Consider the following 20,301-nt stretch of genomic DNA (forward strand, 5'->3'; position numbering starts at 1 on the left):
CAGCGGCCGGGAGCGGTCAGCCGCAGTGCTCCCAGCCGCTGGTCCAGGTCGAGCCGGCGTAGCTGCCACCCCACTTCACGCACTTCCCCGGCGCGGTCACGTACACGGGCCCCGCGTAGTACTGAAAACTGCCCGTGTCGGACTGCCGCGTCGAACTGCCCTCCACCTGCACCCAGGCACCCATCGCCTGCGCAACCCCCACGCCGGACCCCGACTTCAGCGTCACCACACAGTTCTGGCTGCCGTTGTACAGCAGATAGATCGTCGCCGAGCCCAGGGAATGCCGGTCGATCTGCGAGTAGCCCGACCCGCACACCTGTGTCGCGGTATACGGATTCGGCTTCGCCGCGGCTGCGGGTGCGGATGTGGGCGCCGGAGCGGGCGCGGCCGTGGTCGCGCGCGCCTGCGTGCCCGCGGGCGCGGCGGGAACCGTCTGCGCGGGTGCGCCGGCGGACGCGCCCGACGCCGAGCTACCCGGCACGGATCCCGTGCCACCGGGACTCGAGCCGGGTGCCTGCGCCGACGGTTCGCCGCCGGCCTGCGGGGTGGCCGTGCCGGCCGATGCCGCGGAGCTGCCCGCCGCTTCGGCCTGCGCCGTCGCGGAAGCCGCCGCGCCCCGCTCCGAATGCCCTCCCTTGCGCGCCGCGGCGTCCGCCGAGTCCGCCCCGGCCGCGTCGAGGAGATTTCCTCCCGCCGACCGCGAACCGCTCGGCCCCGAATCGTCCGACCCCGGCGAGACCCAGAGGATCACCGGAACCGCGACGATCAGTGCCAGCGCGCCGGCCGCCGCCGCAAGCAGGGCGGTACGGCGCCGGCGGGCACCTGATCTCCCCGATCCCGGGCCCGCGTCCCCGCCATCTGCCTGACCGGGCTCCGATGTCGGTTCCTGCATCGCCGGCTCCTGAGCGAGAAGGGACATAACGCCCGAAAGCTTTTCAGGATCGGATCCGGTCCGGTCGATGCGGGGGGTCACCGGTTCGGTGTTCCGCGCCCTCGGTTGCGTCAGGCCTGCGGCCTGTGATCGGCAGGTCCGCGCCGAAGACATGCGAGTCGGTGTCGTGGCGAAGCATCTGGGACGGGCGCGTCGGCTGCGCTCGTCCGGTGTGCACGGCCGCGATCGTCACCGCGATGCCGGCGCCCACGACACCGAAGAGGGCGAGCATGCCGAGTGGCCGGACCAGCTGCTGCGGGCTGCCGCCGAGTGCCGCGTGGTAAGCCGAGAGAGCCCAGTACCCGGGCGACGCGGGGGCTACGGAGCGCAACGCGCCTGGCAGCATCGAGACGGGCACGATCGCCCCGCCGAGGACGGTGGTCAGCAGGGCGAAGATGTCGCCCGCGGCGCTGAGCTGGGATGCGCTGTGGGCCAGCGTCGCGGCGCCGAGGCCGAGCAGGAGCACACAGGCCGACCAGGCGAGGGCGCACACGGCGAGCGCCCACCAACCCGCCCGAGGGCGCAGATCGAAGGTGACCGCGGCGAACGCGAGCAGGAGGGCCTGCTGCATGACGATCGCCGCCAACAGGGGAGCGGCCTTGGCGAGGAGGATCTCGCCGAACCCGGCCGGGCTGACGCGCAGTCGGTCCCAGGTGCGCCAGATCCGCTCGTTGAGCAGGTGGGCGGCGGCGACCTTCAGTGCGAACAGCGCGAACATGACCGACATGCCGGCGGCGGCCTGCTCGTCGCCGGACCCGTCGAGGGTCCGGTAGAGCGGCCTGGTGGCGATCATGAGCAGGATCGCCATGACGGTGTAGCCGAGCAACGGGCCGGGATCACGGGCCAGCAGGGCGGCCTGATGACGCGCCTCGGCGCGAAACCGGATCATGTGCACGGCGCGACCAGGTGTCGGTAGAGATCGTCGAGGGTCGGCGGGTGCAGCTCGATCGAGCGCAGGTGGCGCCCGGCGTGAGGACCGTCGACGATCGCGGAGATGACGGCCGCGGCCGGATCGGTGTCCGTGATGGACACCTCGCGGTCGTCGAAGGTGACGACCGCGTGCCCGGGGACATCCGCCAGCAGCGTGCGCCGGTCGCCCCGGGCGATGACCCGGCCTCGGTCGACCACGGCGAGAGTCGCGTCGAGCGTCTCCAGCTCGGGGAGGTAGTGGGTTGTGTACACGACGGCGGCACCGGCGGCCGCGGTGGCACGGACCGTGCCCAGCAGCGCGTCCCGGGTGACCGGGTCGGCGCCGACAGTCGGCTCGTCGAGCAGCAGCACCCGCGGGCGGTGGATCATCGCGGTCGCGGCCTGCACGCGGCGTTGCTGACCGCCGGAGAGGTCGCGAACCCGCCGGTCGAGCACGTCATCCAGGGAGAGGTCGGCGGCCAGCCGCCGAATTCGACGCCGTGCCTCGCCGCGCGCGACGCCGTAGAGGCCGGCGAAGAGCAGGAGGTTGTCGCGGGCCGTGGCCGTCGGGTAAAGCGCCAGCTCCTGCGGGGCGTGGCCGATGGCCGGGCGGGCGCGGCGGGGGGTCGTGCCGGCCACCGTGACGGTGCCGCCGGCCGGCGCGACGAGCCCGGCGACGACCCGGGCGAAGGTGGTCTTGCCCGCGCCGTTGTGCCCGACGAGGCCGACGATCTCTCCCGGTGCCACCTGAAGGTCGAACCCGTGGAGCGCGGTCGTGGCGCCGAAACGCACGGTCACCTCGGACAGGTCCAACAGCAACTCAGTACAGTTCTGCATCGAATGGATGCTAACTTGTATCGTGTTGCTCGTGTCAAGAGCGCGGGTGCGACCCACCAGAGACCAGACGCGTCGTCAGCTCTTCGAGGCCGCCGCGGACGTCTTCGACGCGCACGGCATCGGTGGCGCGAGCGTGGAAACCATCGCGGCCGCCGCCGGCCTCACGCGGGGCGCCTTCTACTCCAACTTCGACAACAAGGACGAGCTCATCTCCGCGATGCTCGCCGACCATGTCGAGCAGACCGTGCGCCGCCACCTCGAGCTGCTCATCGCACACCGCACCGCCACCGACTTCGTGCAGGCGCTGACGGCGATGGACCGCGGCACCCAGGACCCCCTCGGCCGCTCCCCGCTTCTGCACATAGAGCTGCTCCTCTACGCGGCGCGAGCGGCCGAGCGCCGGCCCGAGGTCGCGGAACCGCTGCGGGCCCGCCGCAGGCTCATCGCCGACATCGTTCGCGCCATCGCCGGAGAGACCCGCGTCGATCCGGAGCAGATAGCCGCGATGCTGCTCGCGATGGAGGACGGCTTTCGCCTCCACCGGCTCATCGATCCCGACACGACCCCGAACGACAGCTTTCTGCGAGCCATAGGCGAGCTGCAACACCTGCTCGGCCCAGGAACCCGGGACCAACACCAGCCAGGGAACGACACCGCGGCTCACTAGGGCCCGCACGCACGCGGAGCCTCAGACGAGGGCGGGTGTGGGACGTCGCGTGAGGTGGCGCAGGCGGGCGGCGTCCTGGCTGGGGGGCAGGCCGAACTGGCGGCGGTACTCGCGGCTGAACTGCGACGGGCTGTCGTAGCCGACGCGGTGGCTGACGCCGGTGACGTCGCCCGGGTGGGTGATGAGCTGGAGCCGGGCCTCCTGCAGCCGGATCTGCTTCTGGAACTGGATCGGGCTCATCGCGGTGACGGCCTGGAAGTTCCGGTAGAAGGCGGACACGCTCATGCCGGACTGCCGCGCGACATCCTCGACCCGGAACGACTGCGCGTAGTGGTCCCGGATCCAGCGGACGGCCCGGGCGATGTGGTTGAGGCTGCTGTCGGCGAGGCCGAGCTGGCGAACGACGGCGCCCTGCTCGCCAGTGATCAGACGCCAGAGGATCTCCCGCTCGACCAGGGGTGCCAGCGCGGCTCGGTCGCGTGGCTGGTCGAGCAGGCGCAGCATCCGCACCACCGCGTCGACGAGCTCCGACGGCGCGTCGCTGACGGCCATCCCCGACGGCGCACCGCCACCGGCGGGTGGGACGTCCGCCGGGGTGGCCCGCAGCAGGAGCTCGGCGATCGTGGCGGGGTTCAGGACCAGGCCGAATCCGAGTGAGGGCCGATCCGGGCTTGCCTCGACGAACTGGCCGGTGATCGGCAGGTCGACGGAGGCGACGAGGTACTGCCCGGCGCCGTACTCGTACACGCGGTCGCCCAGCGCGATCCGCTTCGCGCCCTGCGCCACGAGGGCGAGCATCGTGCCCGACATCGCCGACGCCGGCTCGGTCGAGTGCTCGACCCTCGAGACGAGGACCCCGTCGATGGCGGTCGTCATGTCCGGGCGGGCGTGCCGGGCGATCAGGGAACGCAGCTCGCCGAGGTCCATGACCCGATTAGAACACCGAACGAAAGTCGCCGTCTCGGTAGGATCGTGCAAGAGGTCGCGAGGATCTGTTTAACGTTATCGCAGGTAGCGGTGTTTCGATGGGTTGGTCGACATCCCAGGAGCATTCGACAGCTCCGCGAAACACGGAGACCGCGCAGCCATGCCTCTCAGCCACGGATTCAACGCCACTGCGACCGCCCGGCCCGCGCCGCGGGTAGCGGTTGTCACCGGTGCGAGCTCCGGAATCGGGCGCAGCGCCGCCATCCAGATCGCCCGGCGCGGCACGGGGGTCATCCTCACCTTCCACGGCAACGAGGCCGGCGGGCGGGAGACCGTGTCAATGATCGAGAAAGACGGCGGCACGGCCGTCGCACTGCCCCTGGACGTCGGCTGCTCGGCGGACTTCCCGGCCTTCCGGGATTCCGTCGCCGTGGCTCTGCGCGAGACCTGGCAGCGGGAGAGCTTCGACTTCCTGGTCAACAACGCCGGGTTCGGCCAGATGGCGATGTTCGAGGACACCGCCGAGCAGATGTTCGACGAGCTCATGCGGGTGCTGTTGAAGGGCCCCTATTTCCTGACCCAGACCCTGCTTCCGTTGCTGGCTGACGGCGGCGCCATCGTCAACACGACGAGCAACTCCGCCCATCTCTCCGGACTGGAACCCGGCTATTCGGCCTACGGAACGATGAAGGGGGGCCTGGTCGTCCTGACCCGTTATCTCGCCAAGGAGCTCAGTGTGCGGGGGATCCGGGTCAACTCGGTCTCGCCGGGCGCCACCCGGACCCGTATCGCCGACGACGCGTTCGCGCGCCACCCCGAGGTGATCCCCCCGATCGCGGCCAGAACCGCCCTCGGGCGGCTCGGAGAGCCCGATGACATCGGCCTGGCGATCGCCGCCCTGCTCGCCGAGGAAGGCCGCTGGATCACGGCTCAGGACATCGAGGTCTCCGGCGGCTACAACCTGTGAAGATCTCATCGCGATCGTGCTGGCAGCCGGCTGGTGATGTCGTCCGGTGCCGCGGCACTGCCGTCGGGGCGGGCCGGATCAGGCTGTACCGCGCCGTAGGGTGAGGAATCGTGAAGGTGGAAGTGTGGTCCGACATCGTCTGCCCGTGGTGCTACATCGGCAAGCGGCGGTTGGAGAAGGCGCTGTGCCAGTACGAGCACGCCGGTGACGTGGAGGTCGTCTGGCGCAGCTTCCAGCTGGACCCGGCGCAGCCGCGCGGGGAGAACATCCCGACCTCCGAGATGCTCGCCCGCAAGTACGGCGTCACCGCGCCGGAGGTCAGGGCCATGAACGACCGGGTCAGCACGCTGGCGGCCGAGGAAGGCCTGACCTACCACCTTGACCGGGCCGTCACCGCCAGCACCTTCGACGCGCACCGACTGCTGCACTTCGCCGCCACCCACGGCCTCGCCGCGGCGATGCAGGAACGCCTGATGGGCGCCACCCTGACAGACGGCGCGGCCGTCGACGACCCGGGCACGCTCGTTCGGCTCGCGACCGAGGCCGGCCTGCCGGCCGACGGAACCCGTGAGGTCCTCGACAGCGACGCGTACGCCGACGACGTCCGCGACGACATCCAACAGGCCCGCGCGCTCGGCATCAGCGGTGTGCCGTTCTACGCCGTTGACCGCACCTATGGAATCTCCGGCGCCCAGCCGGTCGAGACCATCCTCGAAACCCTGCGCGCGGCGTCATCCCCGGTGGGGTCCTGACCGGACGCGGCAGGCTCACTACGTGAGTGTGACCGTGCATGTCCCGACGGCGACGTTGAGCCATCCAACCCGGTAGGACTCGCCGTCGACGACGTCGATGGTGCCGGTTCCGGAAGCCTGGCAGAAGCCGGCGGTCGGGCAGGAGATCGTGCCCTGAACGGAGTATTCCTGTTCTCCCGTCCGGACGTTCTCCATGACGTAGCTGGGGCCCGACGGGAAAACGGTCTGCCCGCCGACGTGCACGGCCAGCCGCAGGCCGCAGCCGAAGACATCGCCCTCGTAGACAAGGCGTATCGACGCCCGTTGGCGCGTCGACGGGGTGGATGATTCCGTGGCCGGAGTTGTCGTCGTCCTCGGTGGTCTGGTCGTCGGTGGCGTGGTCGGCGATGGGGAGACCGGTGGATCGGTCGCCGGTGTCGCCGTGACCGTGGGCTGGTTGGCGACCGGCGAGACAGTAACGGGGCTGCGGCGGCCCCCGCCGAAAGCTCCGGCCGCGCCCAGGCCCCCGATCAGCGTTCCAATGGCGGTGACGACCGCGGCAGCGATGATCAGAACGCTGCCCGGGCTGCCGGAGCCTTCTGCCATGATCTCCCTCGAGACCTGAAGGGAGACTGGAGAGGTCGGAGAGTTGTTCGGCGGCTCCGTCCCCCCGACGGATTCTGCAGTTATTTAATCATCAGTCCCGGGACGACCAAAGGGTGCCGGGCGGGCCATAGCAAGTCGAAGGAGAATGCCCGCGGCGGGCTCACGGAGCTTCCTGCAGGCGTCGCCGGGCGGACCGTTGAACACGCACCTGTTCAGGCGCCTGAACGGGTGCGGCCGCGGAGGCGCTCCGACAGCTCGGCGAATGATCCGCCCCTCCGGCGGAGGTGCCGACGGGGTGATCAGGACGGAGACGCCGTCAGGGTGGCTGGCACACGACGCCAGGATGAACTCCAGGTGGAGTGTTGTCGCCGCGCAGTCGGGTTGACGATTGGCGGAGGCTTTGCGAAGCCTCTCCCGGCATCATCGGATTCGTCCTTGTGGTGGCACGGGAGCGCGAGGCTGGAATCCCGTGCGAGCGTGCGTGGCACGGCTGGGGGAGACGACATGAACGGGGCGCGCCGGGCCGTGGGCCTGGTGCTCGCGGCGGTGCTGTTGGTGGGAGTGGTGGCTGCGGTCGTCGTCTCCCGCCGGGGGTCGGGCGCGGGGGACGGCAGCAGCGATCTGACCGTGCTCCGGGGGATCGCCGGATCCGAGAAGCAGCCCTTATTCGACGACCCGGCTGTCGCGGCGGCGCTCGCCGACGCCGGCTACCGCGTCGAGGTCGACTACGCGGGCTCCCGCGACATCGTGGCCGAGGTGAAGAAGGACCCGAAGGCCTACGACTTCGCCTTCCCGTCCGGGGCACCGCAGGGCGACCGGATCGCCCAGGACACCCGCGGCCGCAGCTACGTGCCGTTCTTCAGCCCGATGGCGATCGGTACCTTCCAGAAGCTCGCCGATCTGCTGGTCGACAACGGCCTTGCGAAGAAAATCAGCGATCGCTATTACCAGCTCGACATGGCCAAGTATCTGGACCTGGTGGAGCAGAACCGCCGATGGTCGCAGCTGGACCGGAACACGGTGTTCTCGACCGACAAGTCGGTGCTCATCTCCTCCACCGATCTGCGCACCTCGAACTCCGCCGCTATGTACCTCGCGCTCCTGTCGTACGTGGCGAACAAGAACGACATCGTCGCCGATCCGACCACCGCCGAGACGATCGCCGGGCAGTTGGCCCCTGCCTTCACCAAGCAGGGTTACACCGAAAGCTCCAGCGAGGGGCCGTTCGAGGACTACCTGCGCGGCGGCATGGGCGCCCGGCCAATGGTGATGATCTACGAGGCGCAGTTCCTGGCGGCACAGGCGGCGAAGACGACGACACCCGACATGGTGCTGATGTACCCGTCGCCGACGGCCTACTCGAAGCACACCCTGGTCGGGCTCAGCGCCGGCGGCCAGGCCCTCGGGGAGCTCCTGACCGGGAACGCCACCCTGCTGAAACTGGCCGCCCACCACGGCTTCCGTACCGACGACCGGTCCTACGTCAGCGACTTCGCCCGGGAGAACGGGATCCCGGAGCCGCCGGAACTGGTGGACGTCGTCGACCCGCCTACCTATGAGCTCATGGAGAAAATGATCACCGACATCGCCGGGCCGGCGGGGAGCTGAGGCCGATGAGCATCCGTGCCCGGCTGGGGGCCCTCGTGCTGGCCCTGACGGCCGCCGCCACGCTGCCCGCCTGCTCCGGCGGGGAGCCGCCGCTGGCCGACGGGGCCGGCCCGAAGACCACGCTGACCGTCCTGGCCGGGTCCGAGCTGAAGGACATCGAGCCGCTGCTCGCCGACCTGCGTCACGACACCGGCGTCAAGCTGGACGTCACCTACACCGGGACGCTGGACGGAGCCGACCGGATCGCCCGGCGCCAGGCCGGTACGGATCTGGCCTGGTTCTCCTCGGACCGCTACCTGCGGCTGCTGCCGGGCGGCGCGGACGCGGCCGTCACCAGCACCTCGATCATGCGCTCGCCGGTGGTCCTCGGTGTCCGCCAGTCGGTGGCCCGCAAGCTCGGCTGGTCCGGCAACCCGAACGTGACCTGGAAGGACGTCGCGGCCGCGGCCCGGGCCGGGAACCTGCGCTACGGCATGACCAACCCGGCGTCGTCCAACTCCGGGTTCTCGGCCCTGGTCGGGGTGGCGGCGGCCCTGGCCGGCACGGCCGATGCCCTGACCTCGGCCGACATCAGGCCGGCGGAGCTGACCGACTTCTTCTCCGGGCAGAAGCTGACCGCGGGCAGCTCCGGCTATCTGAACGACGCGTACGTGGACAGGCAGGACAGCCTGGACGCGATGATCAACTACGAGTCGGTGCTGCTCTCCCTGAACGCCTCGAACCGGCTGCGGGAACCGCTGGAGCTGATCTTCCCGAAGGACGGGATCATCACCGCCGACTACCCGCTGCTGCTGCTCGACCCGGCAAAGCGGGACGCCTACCAGCGGGTCGTCGACTGGCTGCGCAGCCCGGCCACGCAGCAGCGGCTGCAGGAGCAGACCAGCCGCCGGCCGGCGACCCCCACGGTGCCGCTGGACACCCGGTTCACCGCCGGGGACACCCACGTCGAGCTGCCCTTCCCGGGCACGGCGGCCGTCGCCGACGAGCTGATCCTGGCCTACCTCAACCACTTCCGCGCCCCCACCCACGCGATCTTCGTGCTGGACCTGTCCGGCTCGATGGAGGGCGACCGCATCTCCGACCTGCGGTCGGCCCTGATCGGGCTGACCGGCGCGGACTCCTCGCTGGCCGCGCGATTCACCAGCTTCCGGGCCCGGGAGAAGATCACCCTCGTGCCGTTCGACAGCGGCGTCAATCAGATCAGGGACTTCGCCGTCACCGATCCCTCGCCGGACTCGCCGGAGCTGAAGGAGCTCCGCCGGGCAGTCGACGGGTTCAACGCCGGCGGCGACACCGCGATCTACTCGGCCCTGCGCGCCGCCTACGACCGGGCCGCCGCCGACCTGGCCCGAGACGGGTCGTACTACACCTCTGTGGTCCTGCTGACCGACGGCGAGAACACGGCCGGCGCCTCCGCCGACGACTTCCTGGAGCACTACCGTTCGCTGTCGCCGGCCGCCCGGGCGGTGCCGACGTTCACCGTGCTGTTCGGCGACGCCGACCCGGACGCACTGCGGCAGATCGCCGACGTGACCGGGGGAACGGTCTTCGACGCCGGTTCGACGTCGCTGCCGGACGTGTTCAATGAGATCCGTGGCTACCAGTAGGCGACGCGGCCGCGCCGCCGGGCCCAGCCGCTCGTTCGCCGAACGGGCCCTGGACTACGCCGGCTCGGCCAAGAACCTCGCCGGCTGCGTCGCCGCGGCGGGCGGGCTCGGCCTGTTCTTCGGTGGCGTCGTCGGCGTCCCCGAGTGGCCGTTCGTGGTGGGCGCCCTGTACGCGATCGGAGCGCTGGTCGCACCCCCACCCAGGCGCCAGACGGACGCTCTGCCACCGCCGCGCGACCCGCAGACGCTCCGGGCCGACCTGACCGCCCACGACCGGCGCTTTCTCGGCCAGCTGCCGCCGGATGTCGAGACGGCCTACCGGAAGGTCACCCAGGACCTGCGGGACCTGCTCGACCGCCCGGCGCTGCTGCAGACCGGGTCCCCGGACACCTTCGTGGTCGAGCGGATGGTGGTCGACTACCTGCCGACCTCGGTCGAGGCCTACCTGGAGCTGCCCCGGGCGTTCGCCGACAGCCATCTGGTCGACGGCCGGCTCACCGCCAGGGAGCTGCTGCTCGAGCAGCTCACGCTGCTGGCCACCGCCGCCGAGGACGTCACGACGTCGGCCGCCCGGGACGCGTCCCAACGGCTGGCCGTCCAGAGCCGGTTCCTGGCCGAACGCTTCGGCCCGACCTCGGGCGACCTGAACCTCGGCGACCGCTGACCGGCGGAGCGGGTCAGGTCAGGTCAGGTCGGGTCAGGTCAGCTCGGGGCCGGTCCGATACGGGTGAACGTGCTGCGGTAGGCGCTGGGGGTGAGCCCGTTGCGGCGCAGGAGGTGCAGGCGCAGCGACTCGGGGGTTCCCAGGCCGCTTTGCCGGGCGACGGCGGCGATCGGCAGATCCGTCGCCTCGAGGAGTTCACGAGCCCGGTCGATCCGCTGGTGCAGCAACCACTGCAACGGACTCAGACCGGTCTCCTCCCGGAACCGGCGGGTGAGCGTACGGGTACTGGTGTGGGCGTGGGCGGCGAGGCGGCTGAGGGTGAGCGGCTCGGCGAGGCGTTCCGATGCCCAGGCGCGGGTCTCGGCCAGCGAGGTGCCGTTCTCCGGCGGCAGCGGCGTTTCGATGAACTGGGCCTGGCCGCCGGGACGGATCGGCGCGACGACCGCGGCTCGGGCGACGGCGTTGGCGACCGCCGCCCCGTAGTCCCGCCGGATCAGGTGAATGCACAGGTCGAGGCCGGCGGCCAGACCGGCGGACGTCAGGATCGCCCCGTCGTCGACGTACAGGACGTCCGGCCGCAGGTCCACGGCTGGGAAGCGGCGGCGCATCTCGTCGGAGTACTGCCAGTACGTGGTGGCCGGGCGACCGTCGAGCAGCCCGGCCTGGGCCAGCACGAAGGCACCCGTGCAGATCGAGGCGAGGCGACGGCCGCCGCCCGCAGCCCGCCGCAGCGCGTCCAGGACCCGCTCGCCGGCGTGCGCGCGGGCTCCGGTGCCCGTGACGATTACGGTGTCGGCGCTGTCGATCACGTCGAGGCCGTGCTCCACCACGACACTGGGCCCGGTGTACGCCGGCACGATCCCGGGCTCGGCCGTGCAGATCACGACCTCATAGCCCGGCTGACCGTCGACGGTCGCGGCCGGGAACACCGCCGTCGGGATGGAGAGATCAAGAGTGGTGACCGGCGGGACGGCGACGACGACGATCCGAAGCATGGCCTGATCCTTGGGCTACGTGGCATTCAGGCCACTACCGTACGTTTCCGGCGGGCAGCAAGGTGGGACGGCACCCGCGAACCCGCGCGGGCCCGCCGAGTGGAAGACGAAAATGATGCCGCTGCATGTGATCACCGGTGCCGGTGGCACCGGAGCCCCCACCGCCGAACTGCTGGCCCGGCGGGGCGAACGCGTCCGACTGGTCAGCCGGCGCGGGGGCGGCCCCGAGCACCCGCTGATCGAGCGGATAGCCGCCGACGCGACCGATGCCGACACGATGAGCCGTCTCGCCGAGGGTTCGACGACACTGATCAACACCGCCGTGCCACCGTACGACCGGTGGCCGGAGGAGTTCCCACCGCTGGCGACGGCGCTGCTGGACGTGGCCGAACGCACCGGCGCCGGTTACGTGATGATGGGCAACACCTACGGCTACGGCATCGTCAGCGGTCGCTTCACCGAAGACCTGCCGATGGCGCCGGTATCGGTCAAAGGCCGGGTACGGGCCCGGATGTGGACCGAGGCGCTCGAAGCGCATCGGGCGGGTCGAGTCCGCGTGACCGAGGTCCGGGCCAGTGCGTTCCTCGGCGCGGGGGCCGGTTCGCTGTACAACTTCATGGTGGCGCCCCTTGTCCTGCGCGGCGAGCCGGCAGCCTTCCCCGGCGACCTGGACACCCCGAAAACCTGGTCCTACGTCGGGGACGTCGCACGAACCCTGGCCGCGGTGGCCCTGGCCGGTGACGACCGCCCGTGGGGACGGGCCTGGCACGTGCCCTCCACCGCGGCCCTGTCCGTACGGGAGCTGACCACGCGGCTCACGACCGCCGCCGGGGGACCTGCACCTGCGCTGACGGCGATCTCCACCGATCAGCTTGCCGCGATCGGAGCCGCGGATCCGATCATGCGGGAGGTGATCGAGATGATGTACTCCCTGGATCGGCCCGATCTGCTCGACTCCGCGCTCACCGAGCGGACGTTCGGCCTCGCCCCGACCCCCCTCGAGACCGTCCTGGCCGAAACCGTCACCGCCTACGGCACCGGTACCTGACTGAGCCTCTGCCGGAGGCATGTCGTGGTTGACGGCCACGAGAGCCTCAGGCACACCGCGTCCCTCGCGGCACGCCCGCCACGGTCACCCCTTGACCTCAAGTGAACTTGATGTCGTCGACTTCAGGTCATGACACCTACCATCGCCCCGCCCAAGTCGCCCACCTCCGATGTACAGGAACTCGTGGCACGTGTCGCCGAGCTCGAACGCGCACAGCGAGCCGAGGACGTCGAGGCCACGCTCGCTCTCTTCGACGAGAACGCGGTCTGGGTGACCGGTGGCGGCGTCCGCCTGATCGGGTACGACGCCATTTCCGCCTTCACCCGCCAGGTTCTCCCCGGTGCTTTCGCGGGTGACCTGTCGGTGCGTTACGACGTCGAGCACCTCAGTTTCATCACGCCAGATGTCGTGCTTACCGGTGTCAATCAGGAATACCTCACGGCCGACGGTCGGCCGCTGTCGCCACCGCAGGTGGGACGCCCGAGCTATGTCTGGCGTCGCCGCGACGGCCAATGGTTTATCGCCGTCGGCCAGAACACCACAGCGCCCGCCAGTACCACCGATGCCGAGGGTGCCCGGTCTCCCGACGAGGTGGAATCCACGCATGCCGATCAGGGCCAGGCCGCTGTCCGGAGCATCCTGGCTGATATCGAGCATGGCTTCAACGTCAACGACCCCGAGCTGATGATGCGCCATATCGCGTCCGACGCGCTCGTCGCGAACGCCCTCGGCACCGTCCTGCGAGGGCGTGACGAGATCGATTCGGCAACCCGTGCGGGCCTCGCCCGCGGCGGCGCGCTCCACGCGGCGACCGCGCACTACAGACTCACCGACGTCACCCTGCTCTCCGCGGACATCGCGGTGGCTCACAAGAACGCCTGGGCGACGCCTTCCGCGGCCGACGCCGGAGAGCCACCGGAGATGAACGCGCTGTATGTCCTTGAGCGACGAGACGGGCGGTGGTGGATCATCCGCCGCCAGAACACCCTGGTGCAGCCCGCCGCGGTGACCTGACCGTTTCCGGTAGGCGCGTAGCAAACGCGAGCCCCGGTTCATCGCCCCTCTCACGGGTCGAGCGGAACCCGCGAGAGGGGCGCAGTTCAGCGGAGCAGTGTCTGTTCGGGCCCGTGTCCGCAGGTTGCCGGCCGGCGATGTCGATGAGCGACGCCTCGTGGCAGCCACAGAGATGGCATCGGGGGACCAGCCGCCTGTTCGGCCTTTCCTCGAGGGCCGACGATGGTTCTTCTCGCACCCGTGAGCTGCACGTCGAATTCACCCTCCTCCTCGGTGTCGGCTGGCCGACAGCGGAAGTCCGTTTCTTGACGTATCAACTCCTCGAGATCGCCGCAGGGCCGTCATTTCAACCTCGGAACCATTCATCTGTCCCGGCGCTGCATCGGCGGTCCAGCTACTGACACGTGCCAGAAATACCTGGGGGTGGCGCGGGGTGCACGGAGAAAACCAGAAATCTGGCGGTGGGCCGCCCGCCGACGGAAAGCTCGCGGGTGACTGGCTGAGAATGGTCGCCGTCGACCTGGCGGCGGGGCTCACCGCATCGGCCCGGTCGGGCCTGCCTTCCTCGGCCAGGATCGCGGCGTCCGGCGATGCCGAAGTGCTCCTGGGGCTCCTGCGTAGGTGGACGGCCGCACCGGACCGCGAGGCCTTCGAGCGCATCTGGCGAAAGCTGAGCGCGCGCTTCAACCATGTGGGGTTCGACCTGCGCGTCTGGCTTGTCATAGCGCTGGCCAAACCAGATGGGGGAGCGCCCGCGCGGCTGTTCCGCTTCCTTGCCGCTCGCAGGCTGCGCGCCGACCTCGTCGCGCTGGCCACCGCCGACGGCGCGGTCACCGGTGCCGGCTGGGAGCTGCTCGCCGTGCTCGACCCGCCGCCGTTCGGCATTCGCATCCGCACCGCTGACCGGTGGACCGTGCTGGGGGACCTGGTCAGGAAAGGCGGCGACCTCGACCGGGCGACATCCTGCTACCGGCGGGGCGTCGAGGCAGGCAGCCTGACGTCGTCGAGGCGGCTGGCCCGATCGGCGGAGGCGGACGCGGCACCGCCCGACGGCGACAGCCCGAGCCCGGCGAAGTGCGTAGACGGCATAGAAGACGGCGTGGACGGCATAGACGGCGTGGACGACGCGGTAGACGCCGAACAGGAGCTGTACCGCGAACTCGACAGCTTCCTCGGGCAGCCGGCCAGCACGGCCGGAACGCTGCTGCGCTGGTTCGCCTCGGCTGGCCGGGCGGCCGCGGCCACGCCGCAGGGGCGGTTCTGGCAGGGCGTCGCGCGACTTTGTGCCGGTGAGCCGGAGGCCGCCATCGAGGCACTGCGGAGCTGCGCCTCCGTGGAGGAACCGGCGCGTGGCTCGGCCGAGCGGGTTGTGCACCGCGCCGCGCGGCTGCTCCTCGCGGTGCTGACCGGCGATGATGCGGCGCTGGCCGACCTGATCCGGGCCGTGGTGGGCGAGGACGGCCACGACTGGGCTGAGCGCTGCGTCGTCCGGCCGGCGCTTGTGGTCACCCTGGCGACCCGCGGTGATCCTGCGCTGGCCGACCAGCTGGTCAGGCAGCTCGCCGGCCGGCCGGAGCATCTGGAGCCGGCCAGGGCGGCGATCATGGACGTCCTGAGCGGCGAGGCGTACCGGATTCTGGGTGACGCGGCGGAGGCGCTGCGGGCCGGGCGATGGGACGACGCGCTGCTCCTGGTGGGCAGCGATGCGGTCACGTCGCCCTATGTCGTCGGGGGCCCGTCGGGGCTGCTCGCCCGCCGCATCGCCGACGCGGTCAGGAACCGGTCGGCCTACCTCGCACTGACCGTCGACGGGCAGCTCCAGCCCTGGACGGAACAGGCACAGCGCCACTGGGAGCAGGGCGCTGGCGCAGGCGACCAACACCACCTGGCCGTCGCGCACCATGCCCGGGCCTACGACCTCGAGGCCGCGGGGGACCCGGCGGCTTTCGACCACTGGCAGGCGGCGCTGCGGTTCTGGGGCGAGGTCCTCGGCGACGACCCGTTCTGGGACGCGCTCGGGCAGCGGCTGGCGGCGGCGACCGGCGCGGACGGCGCCGGCGCCGTGGCGGGCCCGGTGGCCACCGCCCGGGAGGTGCTCGCCCACAACCTGCTCGGCCCGCACGTGACCCTGGCCGCGCGGCTGGTCACCGGCCAGTCTCCGCAGCCCGACGCGGCCCGCCGGCACGTCGCGCTGATCATCGGATCCGGGCTGCCGTCGGGAGCTGTCGATGCGGCCCGGGCGCGGCTGGTACGCGACGTTGTCGCCCGTGCCCTCGCACTCGAGGAGGCCGAGTCGCCGGCGCTCGTCCTCGACGAGGCCGCGCCGTGGTTCGTGGCCGACCCGACCAACGCCCATCTGTGCGGCGCGCTGCTCACCGCCTGCCGCAGATGGTTCGAGAACGAGGGGCGCCGAAAGGGCGGCTGGGCACGGATCTCGCCGGTACTCGAACGGGCGGAGGAACTGGCTGCCCCGCTGCTCGCGGCACTGTCCGCCGACGTCGCCGCGCCGGACGGGGACGCCCGTGGCCCGGCACACGCACGGCTGGACTTCGAACTGGCCCGGCTGCAGGCCTGGGCCGGGATGTCGGTGCTGCAGGACGCCTCGACCTGGTCGGCGTACACGGCCCGGAACCATCTGTTGAGCCTGGCCACCGAGCACCTCCGCAAAGCTCTGGAGCTGGATCCGGAACTGACCCGGAGCGGTTATCCCTACGACCAGGTCGAACCGCTGCTGAGCCATCTCGGCTGGCGGTTCCCAGCCTCCCCGGGCGCCGCCACCGCCAGGCGGCGGGCCCGGGCGGCCCGCGCGTCCGCGGCCGGCGGTGCGTCGGCGACTGGCGGTGCGTCGGCGGCTGGCGGAGCGGCTTCGGCGGCTGGCGGCCCGTCCGCGGACAACCCCTGGGAGTGGGCAGACCTGCGCAACCCCTACCGGGCGACCGCGTTCCAGGTTCTCGACCTGCCGCCGGAGGTCACGGACCGGGCGGAGATCCGGCTGCGGATCCGCCGGCGCCGGGCACGCATCGAGCGTGGCGCCGAGCGCTACCCGCTGTTCGGCCGGGTGGTGAGCGTCGCGGAGATCAACAGCGCCGGGGAGGAGATCTCCGGCGTCGCCGGAAGGCTGTGGGCCGAACTGCTCACCCATGATCCGGCCCAGGAAGAGGCCATCGTGAACGACCTGACAGCGCGCCACCGAGCGCTGCCCGTGCCATCGGGCCGGGCCCACGGGGCGAACGACATCACTGTCACAGCCGACGACCTGCACCTTCTCGCGCTGCGCACCCTGCTGACCGCCACCATGGCCACCGGGGACGAGCTCTGGCCGGACGGGCTGTCGGACTCGGACGAGGACGGGCCGCGGTGAGACGCGGGCGCGTCACGCGCGCCGCGGCCATCCAGCGCCAACGACCGCGCTGGGCACGGGCCGTCCCGCGTTCGATGGACATCGACGAACGTGAGCGGCCGACGGCGGCCGCCGCACCGGCGGACTCGGTCCGCACCGTCGTCTACCAGCTCCTCGCGGCTCAGGGCAGCACCCGCCGGGAGGAACGCGAGCGGGCTCGGCGCCTTGTGGATGTCCACCGTGCCCGCCACCGCGTGCTCGCGGTCGAGACCGCCAACGCGCTGCACGAACTGCGCGGCTTCCTCGCCGCTCAGGAACCGATGTTGCGGGCGGGCGGCCTGGCAGCCGAGCTCGATCTGCTCGCCGCCCTCGCCCGTCGCTTCGAACGTGCGTTCGATCTGGCGGAGACGACGGTCGTCGACCCCACCGGTGTGGGCTACCCGGAGCTCGAACGCGGGCGCCTCGTCGATGTCACCTACGCCCCGTCAGGTGCGGACCCCGCCGGTCTGGTGGCCGTCCGCGCGCTGCGCCCCGCGGTGCTGCTGGCGGGTGGCGAGATCGCCCAACGAGCCCAGGTCCAGCTCGGCATGGCGGCTGAACCGGCGGCGGAGCCCGCGGCCGAACCGGCGGCGGAACCGGCGGCTGGAGCGGCGGCGGGGGCGGGGGCGGTGACGGAGCCCGCGGCGGAACCGGCGACATCCGCGGGCGCCCGCACGGCCTCCGAGACAGAGACGACCCTGCGGAACAGGAAGGCGAAACCATGAGCGTCGTCGTCGGGATCGACCTGGGAACCACGAACAGCGCCGTCGCGATCCCCGCGGACACCGCGGTCGCCAACCTCGACGCGCTGATCGAGCAGCGGCGCCTGCGCAGGGTCGGCGACGTCCTGGTGATCACCAACCCGGACCGCTCGCCGACCACACCCTCGGTCGTCTGGGTCGACGAGGACGGCACCGTCCTCGTCGGCATGCGGGCGAAGGCGAAGGCCCGCACCTCCAGGCGGCCCCCGGCGATGTTCTTCAAGCGCAGCATGGGCACGGATTCGCCGATCGCGGCCGGGTACGCCACGCTCACGCCGGTGGAGGCGTCCGCGCACGTGCTGCGCCACCTCAAGGCACTCGCCGAGGACGTCCTCGGTGTGCCGGTGGAACGGGCGGTGGTCACCGTGCCGGCGTTCTTCGAGACCCAGGCGAAGATCGACACCACCGAGGCGGGCCGCCTCGCCGGCCTCGAGGTCGTCGAGACGCTCGTCGAGCCGGTCGCCGCGGCGATGGCCTACGCCCGGGAGAACAGTTCCAGTCTGGTCGAGCCCCGCACGTTCCTCGTCTACGACCTCGGCGGCGGCACCTTCGACACCTCCGTGCTGCGCTGGGACCCCGCGGAGGGCTTCGAGACCCTCGCCTTCGACGGCGACCGCTACCTCGGCGGCTACGACTTCGACCGCCGGATCGTGAGCTGGATGCGCGACGAGCTGCCCGAGTACGACCTGTCCACCGACCCGGACGACCCGGCGAGCCTCGCCGTCTACACCAGCCTGCTGGCGCTCGCGGAGGAGGCCAAGCAGGAGCTCTCCCGCACCGGGTACGCCGAGATCGTCAGCCAGCACGTGACGGACCGGCGCGGCGAGCTGATGAACCTCAACCTCGGGCTGGAGCGCGGCACCTTCGAAGCGATGATCGACGCGAAGCTGCGCCAGACGCTCGTCAGCTGCGACCGCTCGCTCGCGGGTGCCCGTGAGCGGGTCGCTCGCGCCGGCGGCACCCTCGCGGCCCTCGACGACGTCGTGCTCGTCGGCGGCTCGGCGCGCATCCCGCGAGTCGCGGAGCTGCTGGCCGAGCATCTCGGACGTCCACCCCGGCTGCTGCATCCCGACCTGGCCGTGGCCATCGGCGCGGCGCTCAGAGCCGCCGCCGTGCCCCGGCGCGGCGGCATCCTCGAGCTGGACCCGCCGGACGCCAGCTTCTCCCCGACCGATGTGACCGGCCGGATCCGGGCCGGCGGGCCGGTCGGCGACCCCGCAGGCGACCTCGCTGGCGGGCCGGTCGGCGACCCCGCCGGGCTCACCGTGCTGCTGCTCTCGGACGACGCCACGTTCCAGTTGCGCACGACCAGCGGGCCCGACGGTGACTTCGTCTTCGAGGACGTCCCGCTGCGCCCGGGCGACAACGGGTTCACCATCGCGGTGCTCGACGGCGGCGGCGCCGACATCGGCTCGCAGCGCCTGGTGATCCGCTACGACGAAGGCCAGATGACGCTGGACGACACCCCACCCGGGGACGTGCTGGCGCACGACTTCTCGATCCAGCTCAGCGGCGGCCTGCACCCGGTGGCCCTCAGCGGCGCCACCCTGCCCTACCGGGCCTCGCTGCGGCTCGAGACCGCGAGCCAGGGCACGGCGCTGCGGGTACAGCTGTTCGAGGGGCGGGTGCCGATCGGGGAGATCCTCGTCGACGACCTCCCCGCGAAGCTCCCGGTCGGGACGCCCGTCGAGGTGATCCTCGAGTTCCAGGCCGGGTGGACGATCCGGGCCGAGGCGTCGGTGCCCTCCGTCCAGTCCCGCGTCGCGGCCCTGATCGACATCCCGCGCCGGGAGGTCCCGGACTGGTCGCGGCTGCGGATGGATTTCGAGGACGTCCGCACCCGATGGAACAGCACGCGCAGCGAACTCGCCCAGGCCGACGCGAACCTGGCGGGAACCGAGATCGACGACCTGCTCTACGACGTCGCGGCGCTGCTCGACGAGGCCCAGGACCAGGCCCAGACCCATCACCGGCTGCTGGAGGCAGGCACACTGGTCTCCACCGCGGCCTTCGGCACGGACAAGCCGCATCTGCGGCCGCGGCTCGCCGATTTCGAACGCGACCTCGCGCTGGCCGGCAGGCAGATCACGCGCGTCGACAACCCGACGACGGCCCAGGAGTTCCGCGCCGCGGTCGCCAAGCTCGAAGTCGAGGGCCGGGCGGCCTACGAGCAGGACCAGGCGATGGCCTGGGCCTTTGCCAACGACGCACTCGACCAGCGCATCGGGGCACTGCACCGGCTGACCGGGTATCCGGAGCTGACGGTGGAGCAGATCCTGGACGCGCTGCAGCTGGAGTTCCTGAAGGTGGGGCACCTGCTGGACGTCCTGCCGGCCACGGCCCCGGCCGCCGAGGCCGCCCGGTTGCGTGACCAGCTGACGAAGGCCAGCCAGCGGGCGCTCGCGGTGGCCCTGYATCGGCCGGACGCGGCGAGCCAGCTCCTGCAGATCTACGAGGAAACCGTGCGCCCGCTGCAGGCCGCGATCCGCAAGCTCGGTATGCCGGTGCCAGAGGGCACGATCTTCCTCAACCTGCGCGGCGGGCGCACCCCGTGACGGCGGACCTGCCGGTGCTCCCGGCCGCACCGGTGGCCCCTGGTGCGCCGGTGGCCCCTGGTGCGCCGGTGGTTCCTGGTGAGCCGGTGGTTCCG

The 20,301-nt window shown here is 71.4% G+C and carries 17 protein-coding genes; 11 read left to right on the forward strand and 6 right to left on the reverse strand.

Going from position 1 to position 20,301, the window contains the following annotated elements; genetic code table 11:
• Positions 1-16: 16 nt before the first annotated feature.
• The 3 genes from CcI49_RS43110 to CcI49_RS07210 are packed head-to-tail and all read right to left on the reverse strand — an operon-like array spanning position 17 to position 2,677.
• Positions 17-892, reverse strand: a complete 876-nt coding sequence (locus CcI49_RS43110) for a serine/threonine protein kinase (protein ID WP_235497908.1) — start codon at positions 890-892, stop codon at positions 17-19.
• Between the two features lie 43 nt (positions 893-935).
• Positions 936-1,820 (reverse strand): ABC transporter permease, encoded by an 885-nt coding sequence (locus CcI49_RS07205; RefSeq protein WP_076825171.1) that lies wholly within the window; start codon positions 1,818-1,820, stop codon positions 936-938.
• Positions 1,817-2,677 (reverse strand): ABC transporter ATP-binding protein, encoded by an 861-nt coding sequence (locus tag CcI49_RS07210; protein ID WP_116437354.1) that lies wholly within the window; start codon positions 2,675-2,677, stop codon positions 1,817-1,819. The genes CcI49_RS07205 and CcI49_RS07210 overlap by 4 nt, the downstream gene beginning before the upstream one ends.
• A gap of 31 nt (positions 2,678-2,708) precedes the next feature.
• On the opposite strand from CcI49_RS07210, the gene CcI49_RS07215 reads away from it, so the two are divergent.
• On the forward strand, positions 2,709-3,344 hold the full coding sequence (locus CcI49_RS07215) for a TetR/AcrR family transcriptional regulator (protein ID WP_076825173.1): 636 nt from the start codon (positions 2,709-2,711) through the stop codon (positions 3,342-3,344).
• A gap of 21 nt (positions 3,345-3,365) precedes the next feature.
• On the opposite strand, the gene CcI49_RS07220 is transcribed toward CcI49_RS07215, so the two are convergent.
• Entirely contained in the window at positions 3,366-4,271 is a 906-nt protein-coding gene (locus CcI49_RS07220) for an AraC family transcriptional regulator (protein WP_076825175.1), read from the reverse strand.
• Between the two features lie 160 nt (positions 4,272-4,431).
• On the opposite strand from CcI49_RS07220, the gene CcI49_RS07225 reads away from it, so the two are divergent.
• Positions 4,432-5,238 (forward strand): SDR family oxidoreductase, encoded by an 807-nt coding sequence (locus CcI49_RS07225; RefSeq protein ID WP_076825177.1) that lies wholly within the window; start codon positions 4,432-4,434, stop codon positions 5,236-5,238.
• A 110-nt stretch (positions 5,239-5,348) separates the two neighbouring features.
• Entirely contained in the window at positions 5,349-5,990 is a 642-nt protein-coding gene (locus CcI49_RS07230) for a DsbA family oxidoreductase (protein ID WP_076825179.1), read from the forward strand.
• An 18-nt stretch (positions 5,991-6,008) separates the two neighbouring features.
• Here the strand turns inward: CcI49_RS07230 and CcI49_RS07235 are convergent, their stop codons facing one another.
• Complete coding sequence (locus CcI49_RS07235) at positions 6,009-6,575, reverse strand: hypothetical protein (RefSeq protein ID WP_076825181.1); 567 nt, start codon at positions 6,573-6,575, stop codon at positions 6,009-6,011.
• 504 nt (positions 6,576-7,079) lie between these two features.
• Here CcI49_RS07235 and CcI49_RS07240 point away from each other — a divergent pair.
• Genes CcI49_RS07240 through CcI49_RS07250 form a run of 3 tightly spaced genes read left to right on the forward strand, consistent with a single transcriptional unit; the run spans position 7,080 to position 10,454 of the window.
• Complete coding sequence (locus tag CcI49_RS07240) at positions 7,080-8,183, forward strand: hypothetical protein (protein WP_076825183.1); 1,104 nt, start codon at positions 7,080-7,082, stop codon at positions 8,181-8,183.
• Between the two features lie 5 nt (positions 8,184-8,188).
• Positions 8,189-9,790 (forward strand): VWA domain-containing protein, encoded by a 1,602-nt coding sequence (locus CcI49_RS07245; protein WP_076825185.1) that lies wholly within the window; start codon positions 8,189-8,191, stop codon positions 9,788-9,790.
• Positions 9,777-10,454, forward strand: coding sequence for a hypothetical protein (locus tag CcI49_RS07250; RefSeq protein ID WP_076825187.1), 678 nt, complete (start codon positions 9,777-9,779; stop codon positions 10,452-10,454). Before CcI49_RS07245 ends, CcI49_RS07250 begins: the two co-directional genes overlap by 14 nt.
• A gap of 38 nt (positions 10,455-10,492) precedes the next feature.
• Here CcI49_RS07250 and CcI49_RS07255 read toward each other — a convergent pair whose 3' ends face one another.
• A complete protein-coding gene (locus CcI49_RS07255; RefSeq protein WP_076825189.1) occupies positions 10,493-11,449 on the reverse strand; it encodes a helix-turn-helix domain-containing protein in 957 nt (318 codons plus the stop codon).
• 115 nt (positions 11,450-11,564) lie between these two features.
• Between CcI49_RS07255 and CcI49_RS07260 the strand changes: the two genes are divergently transcribed.
• The 5 genes from CcI49_RS07260 to CcI49_RS07285 all read left to right on the forward strand — a co-directional run bounded on the left by CcI49_RS07260 (position 11,565) and on the right by CcI49_RS07285 (position 20,206).
• Entirely contained in the window at positions 11,565-12,497 is a 933-nt protein-coding gene (locus CcI49_RS07260; RefSeq protein WP_076825305.1) for an NAD-dependent epimerase/dehydratase family protein, read from the forward strand.
• 129 nt (positions 12,498-12,626) lie between these two features.
• Positions 12,627-13,511: an SgcJ/EcaC family oxidoreductase gene (locus tag CcI49_RS42465; RefSeq protein ID WP_198955466.1), complete on the forward strand. Its 885-nt coding sequence runs from the start codon at positions 12,627-12,629 to the stop codon at positions 13,509-13,511.
• Positions 13,512-13,944: 433 nt separating this feature from the next.
• Positions 13,945-16,872, forward strand: coding sequence for a hypothetical protein (locus CcI49_RS41970; RefSeq protein WP_158230720.1), 2,928 nt, complete (start codon positions 13,945-13,947; stop codon positions 16,870-16,872).
• Positions 16,869-17,615, forward strand: a complete 747-nt coding sequence (locus tag CcI49_RS40385; RefSeq protein WP_131831025.1) for a hypothetical protein — start codon at positions 16,869-16,871, stop codon at positions 17,613-17,615. The genes CcI49_RS41970 and CcI49_RS40385 overlap by 4 nt, the downstream gene beginning before the upstream one ends.
• A complete protein-coding gene (locus CcI49_RS07285; RefSeq protein WP_076825195.1) occupies positions 17,612-20,206 on the forward strand; it encodes an Hsp70 family protein in 2,595 nt (864 codons plus the stop codon). Before CcI49_RS40385 ends, CcI49_RS07285 begins: the two co-directional genes overlap by 4 nt.
• Positions 20,207-20,301 lie beyond the last annotated feature (95 nt).

It is taken from the genome of Frankia sp. CcI49, assembly GCF_001983215.1.
In the GTDB taxonomy this organism is placed as follows: domain Bacteria; phylum Actinomycetota; class Actinomycetes; order Frankiales; family Frankiaceae; genus Parafrankia; species Parafrankia irregularis.

Coding starts and splice junctions, on each gene's coding strand:
- CcI49_RS07235 (WP_076825181.1), bottom strand. CDS start 6,575: ATGGCAGAAGGCTCCGGCAGCCCGGGCAGCGTTCTGATCATCGCTGCC.
- CcI49_RS07245 (WP_076825185.1), top strand. CDS start 8,189: ATGAGCATCCGTGCCCGGCTGGGGGCCCTCGTGCTGGCCCTGACGGCC.
- CcI49_RS07205 (WP_076825171.1), bottom strand. CDS start 1,820: ATGATCCGGTTTCGCGCCGAGGCGCGTCATCAGGCCGCCCTGCTGGCC.
- CcI49_RS07225 (WP_076825177.1), top strand. CDS start 4,432: ATGCCTCTCAGCCACGGATTCAACGCCACTGCGACCGCCCGGCCCGCG.
- CcI49_RS07210 (WP_116437354.1), bottom strand. CDS start 2,677: ATGCAGAACTGTACTGAGTTGCTGTTGGACCTGTCCGAGGTGACCGTG.
- CcI49_RS42465 (WP_198955466.1), top strand. CDS start 12,627: ATGACACCTACCATCGCCCCGCCCAAGTCGCCCACCTCCGATGTACAG.
- CcI49_RS43110 (WP_235497908.1), bottom strand. CDS start 892: ATGCAGGAACCGACATCGGAGCCCGGTCAGGCAGATGGCGGGGACGCG.
- CcI49_RS07255 (WP_076825189.1), bottom strand. CDS start 11,449: ATGCTTCGGATCGTCGTCGTCGCCGTCCCGCCGGTCACCACTCTTGAT.
- CcI49_RS07240 (WP_076825183.1), top strand. CDS start 7,080: ATGAACGGGGCGCGCCGGGCCGTGGGCCTGGTGCTCGCGGCGGTGCTG.
- CcI49_RS07220 (WP_076825175.1), bottom strand. CDS start 4,271: ATGGACCTCGGCGAGCTGCGTTCCCTGATCGCCCGGCACGCCCGCCCG.
- CcI49_RS07260 (WP_076825305.1), top strand. CDS start 11,565: ATGCCGCTGCATGTGATCACCGGTGCCGGTGGCACCGGAGCCCCCACC.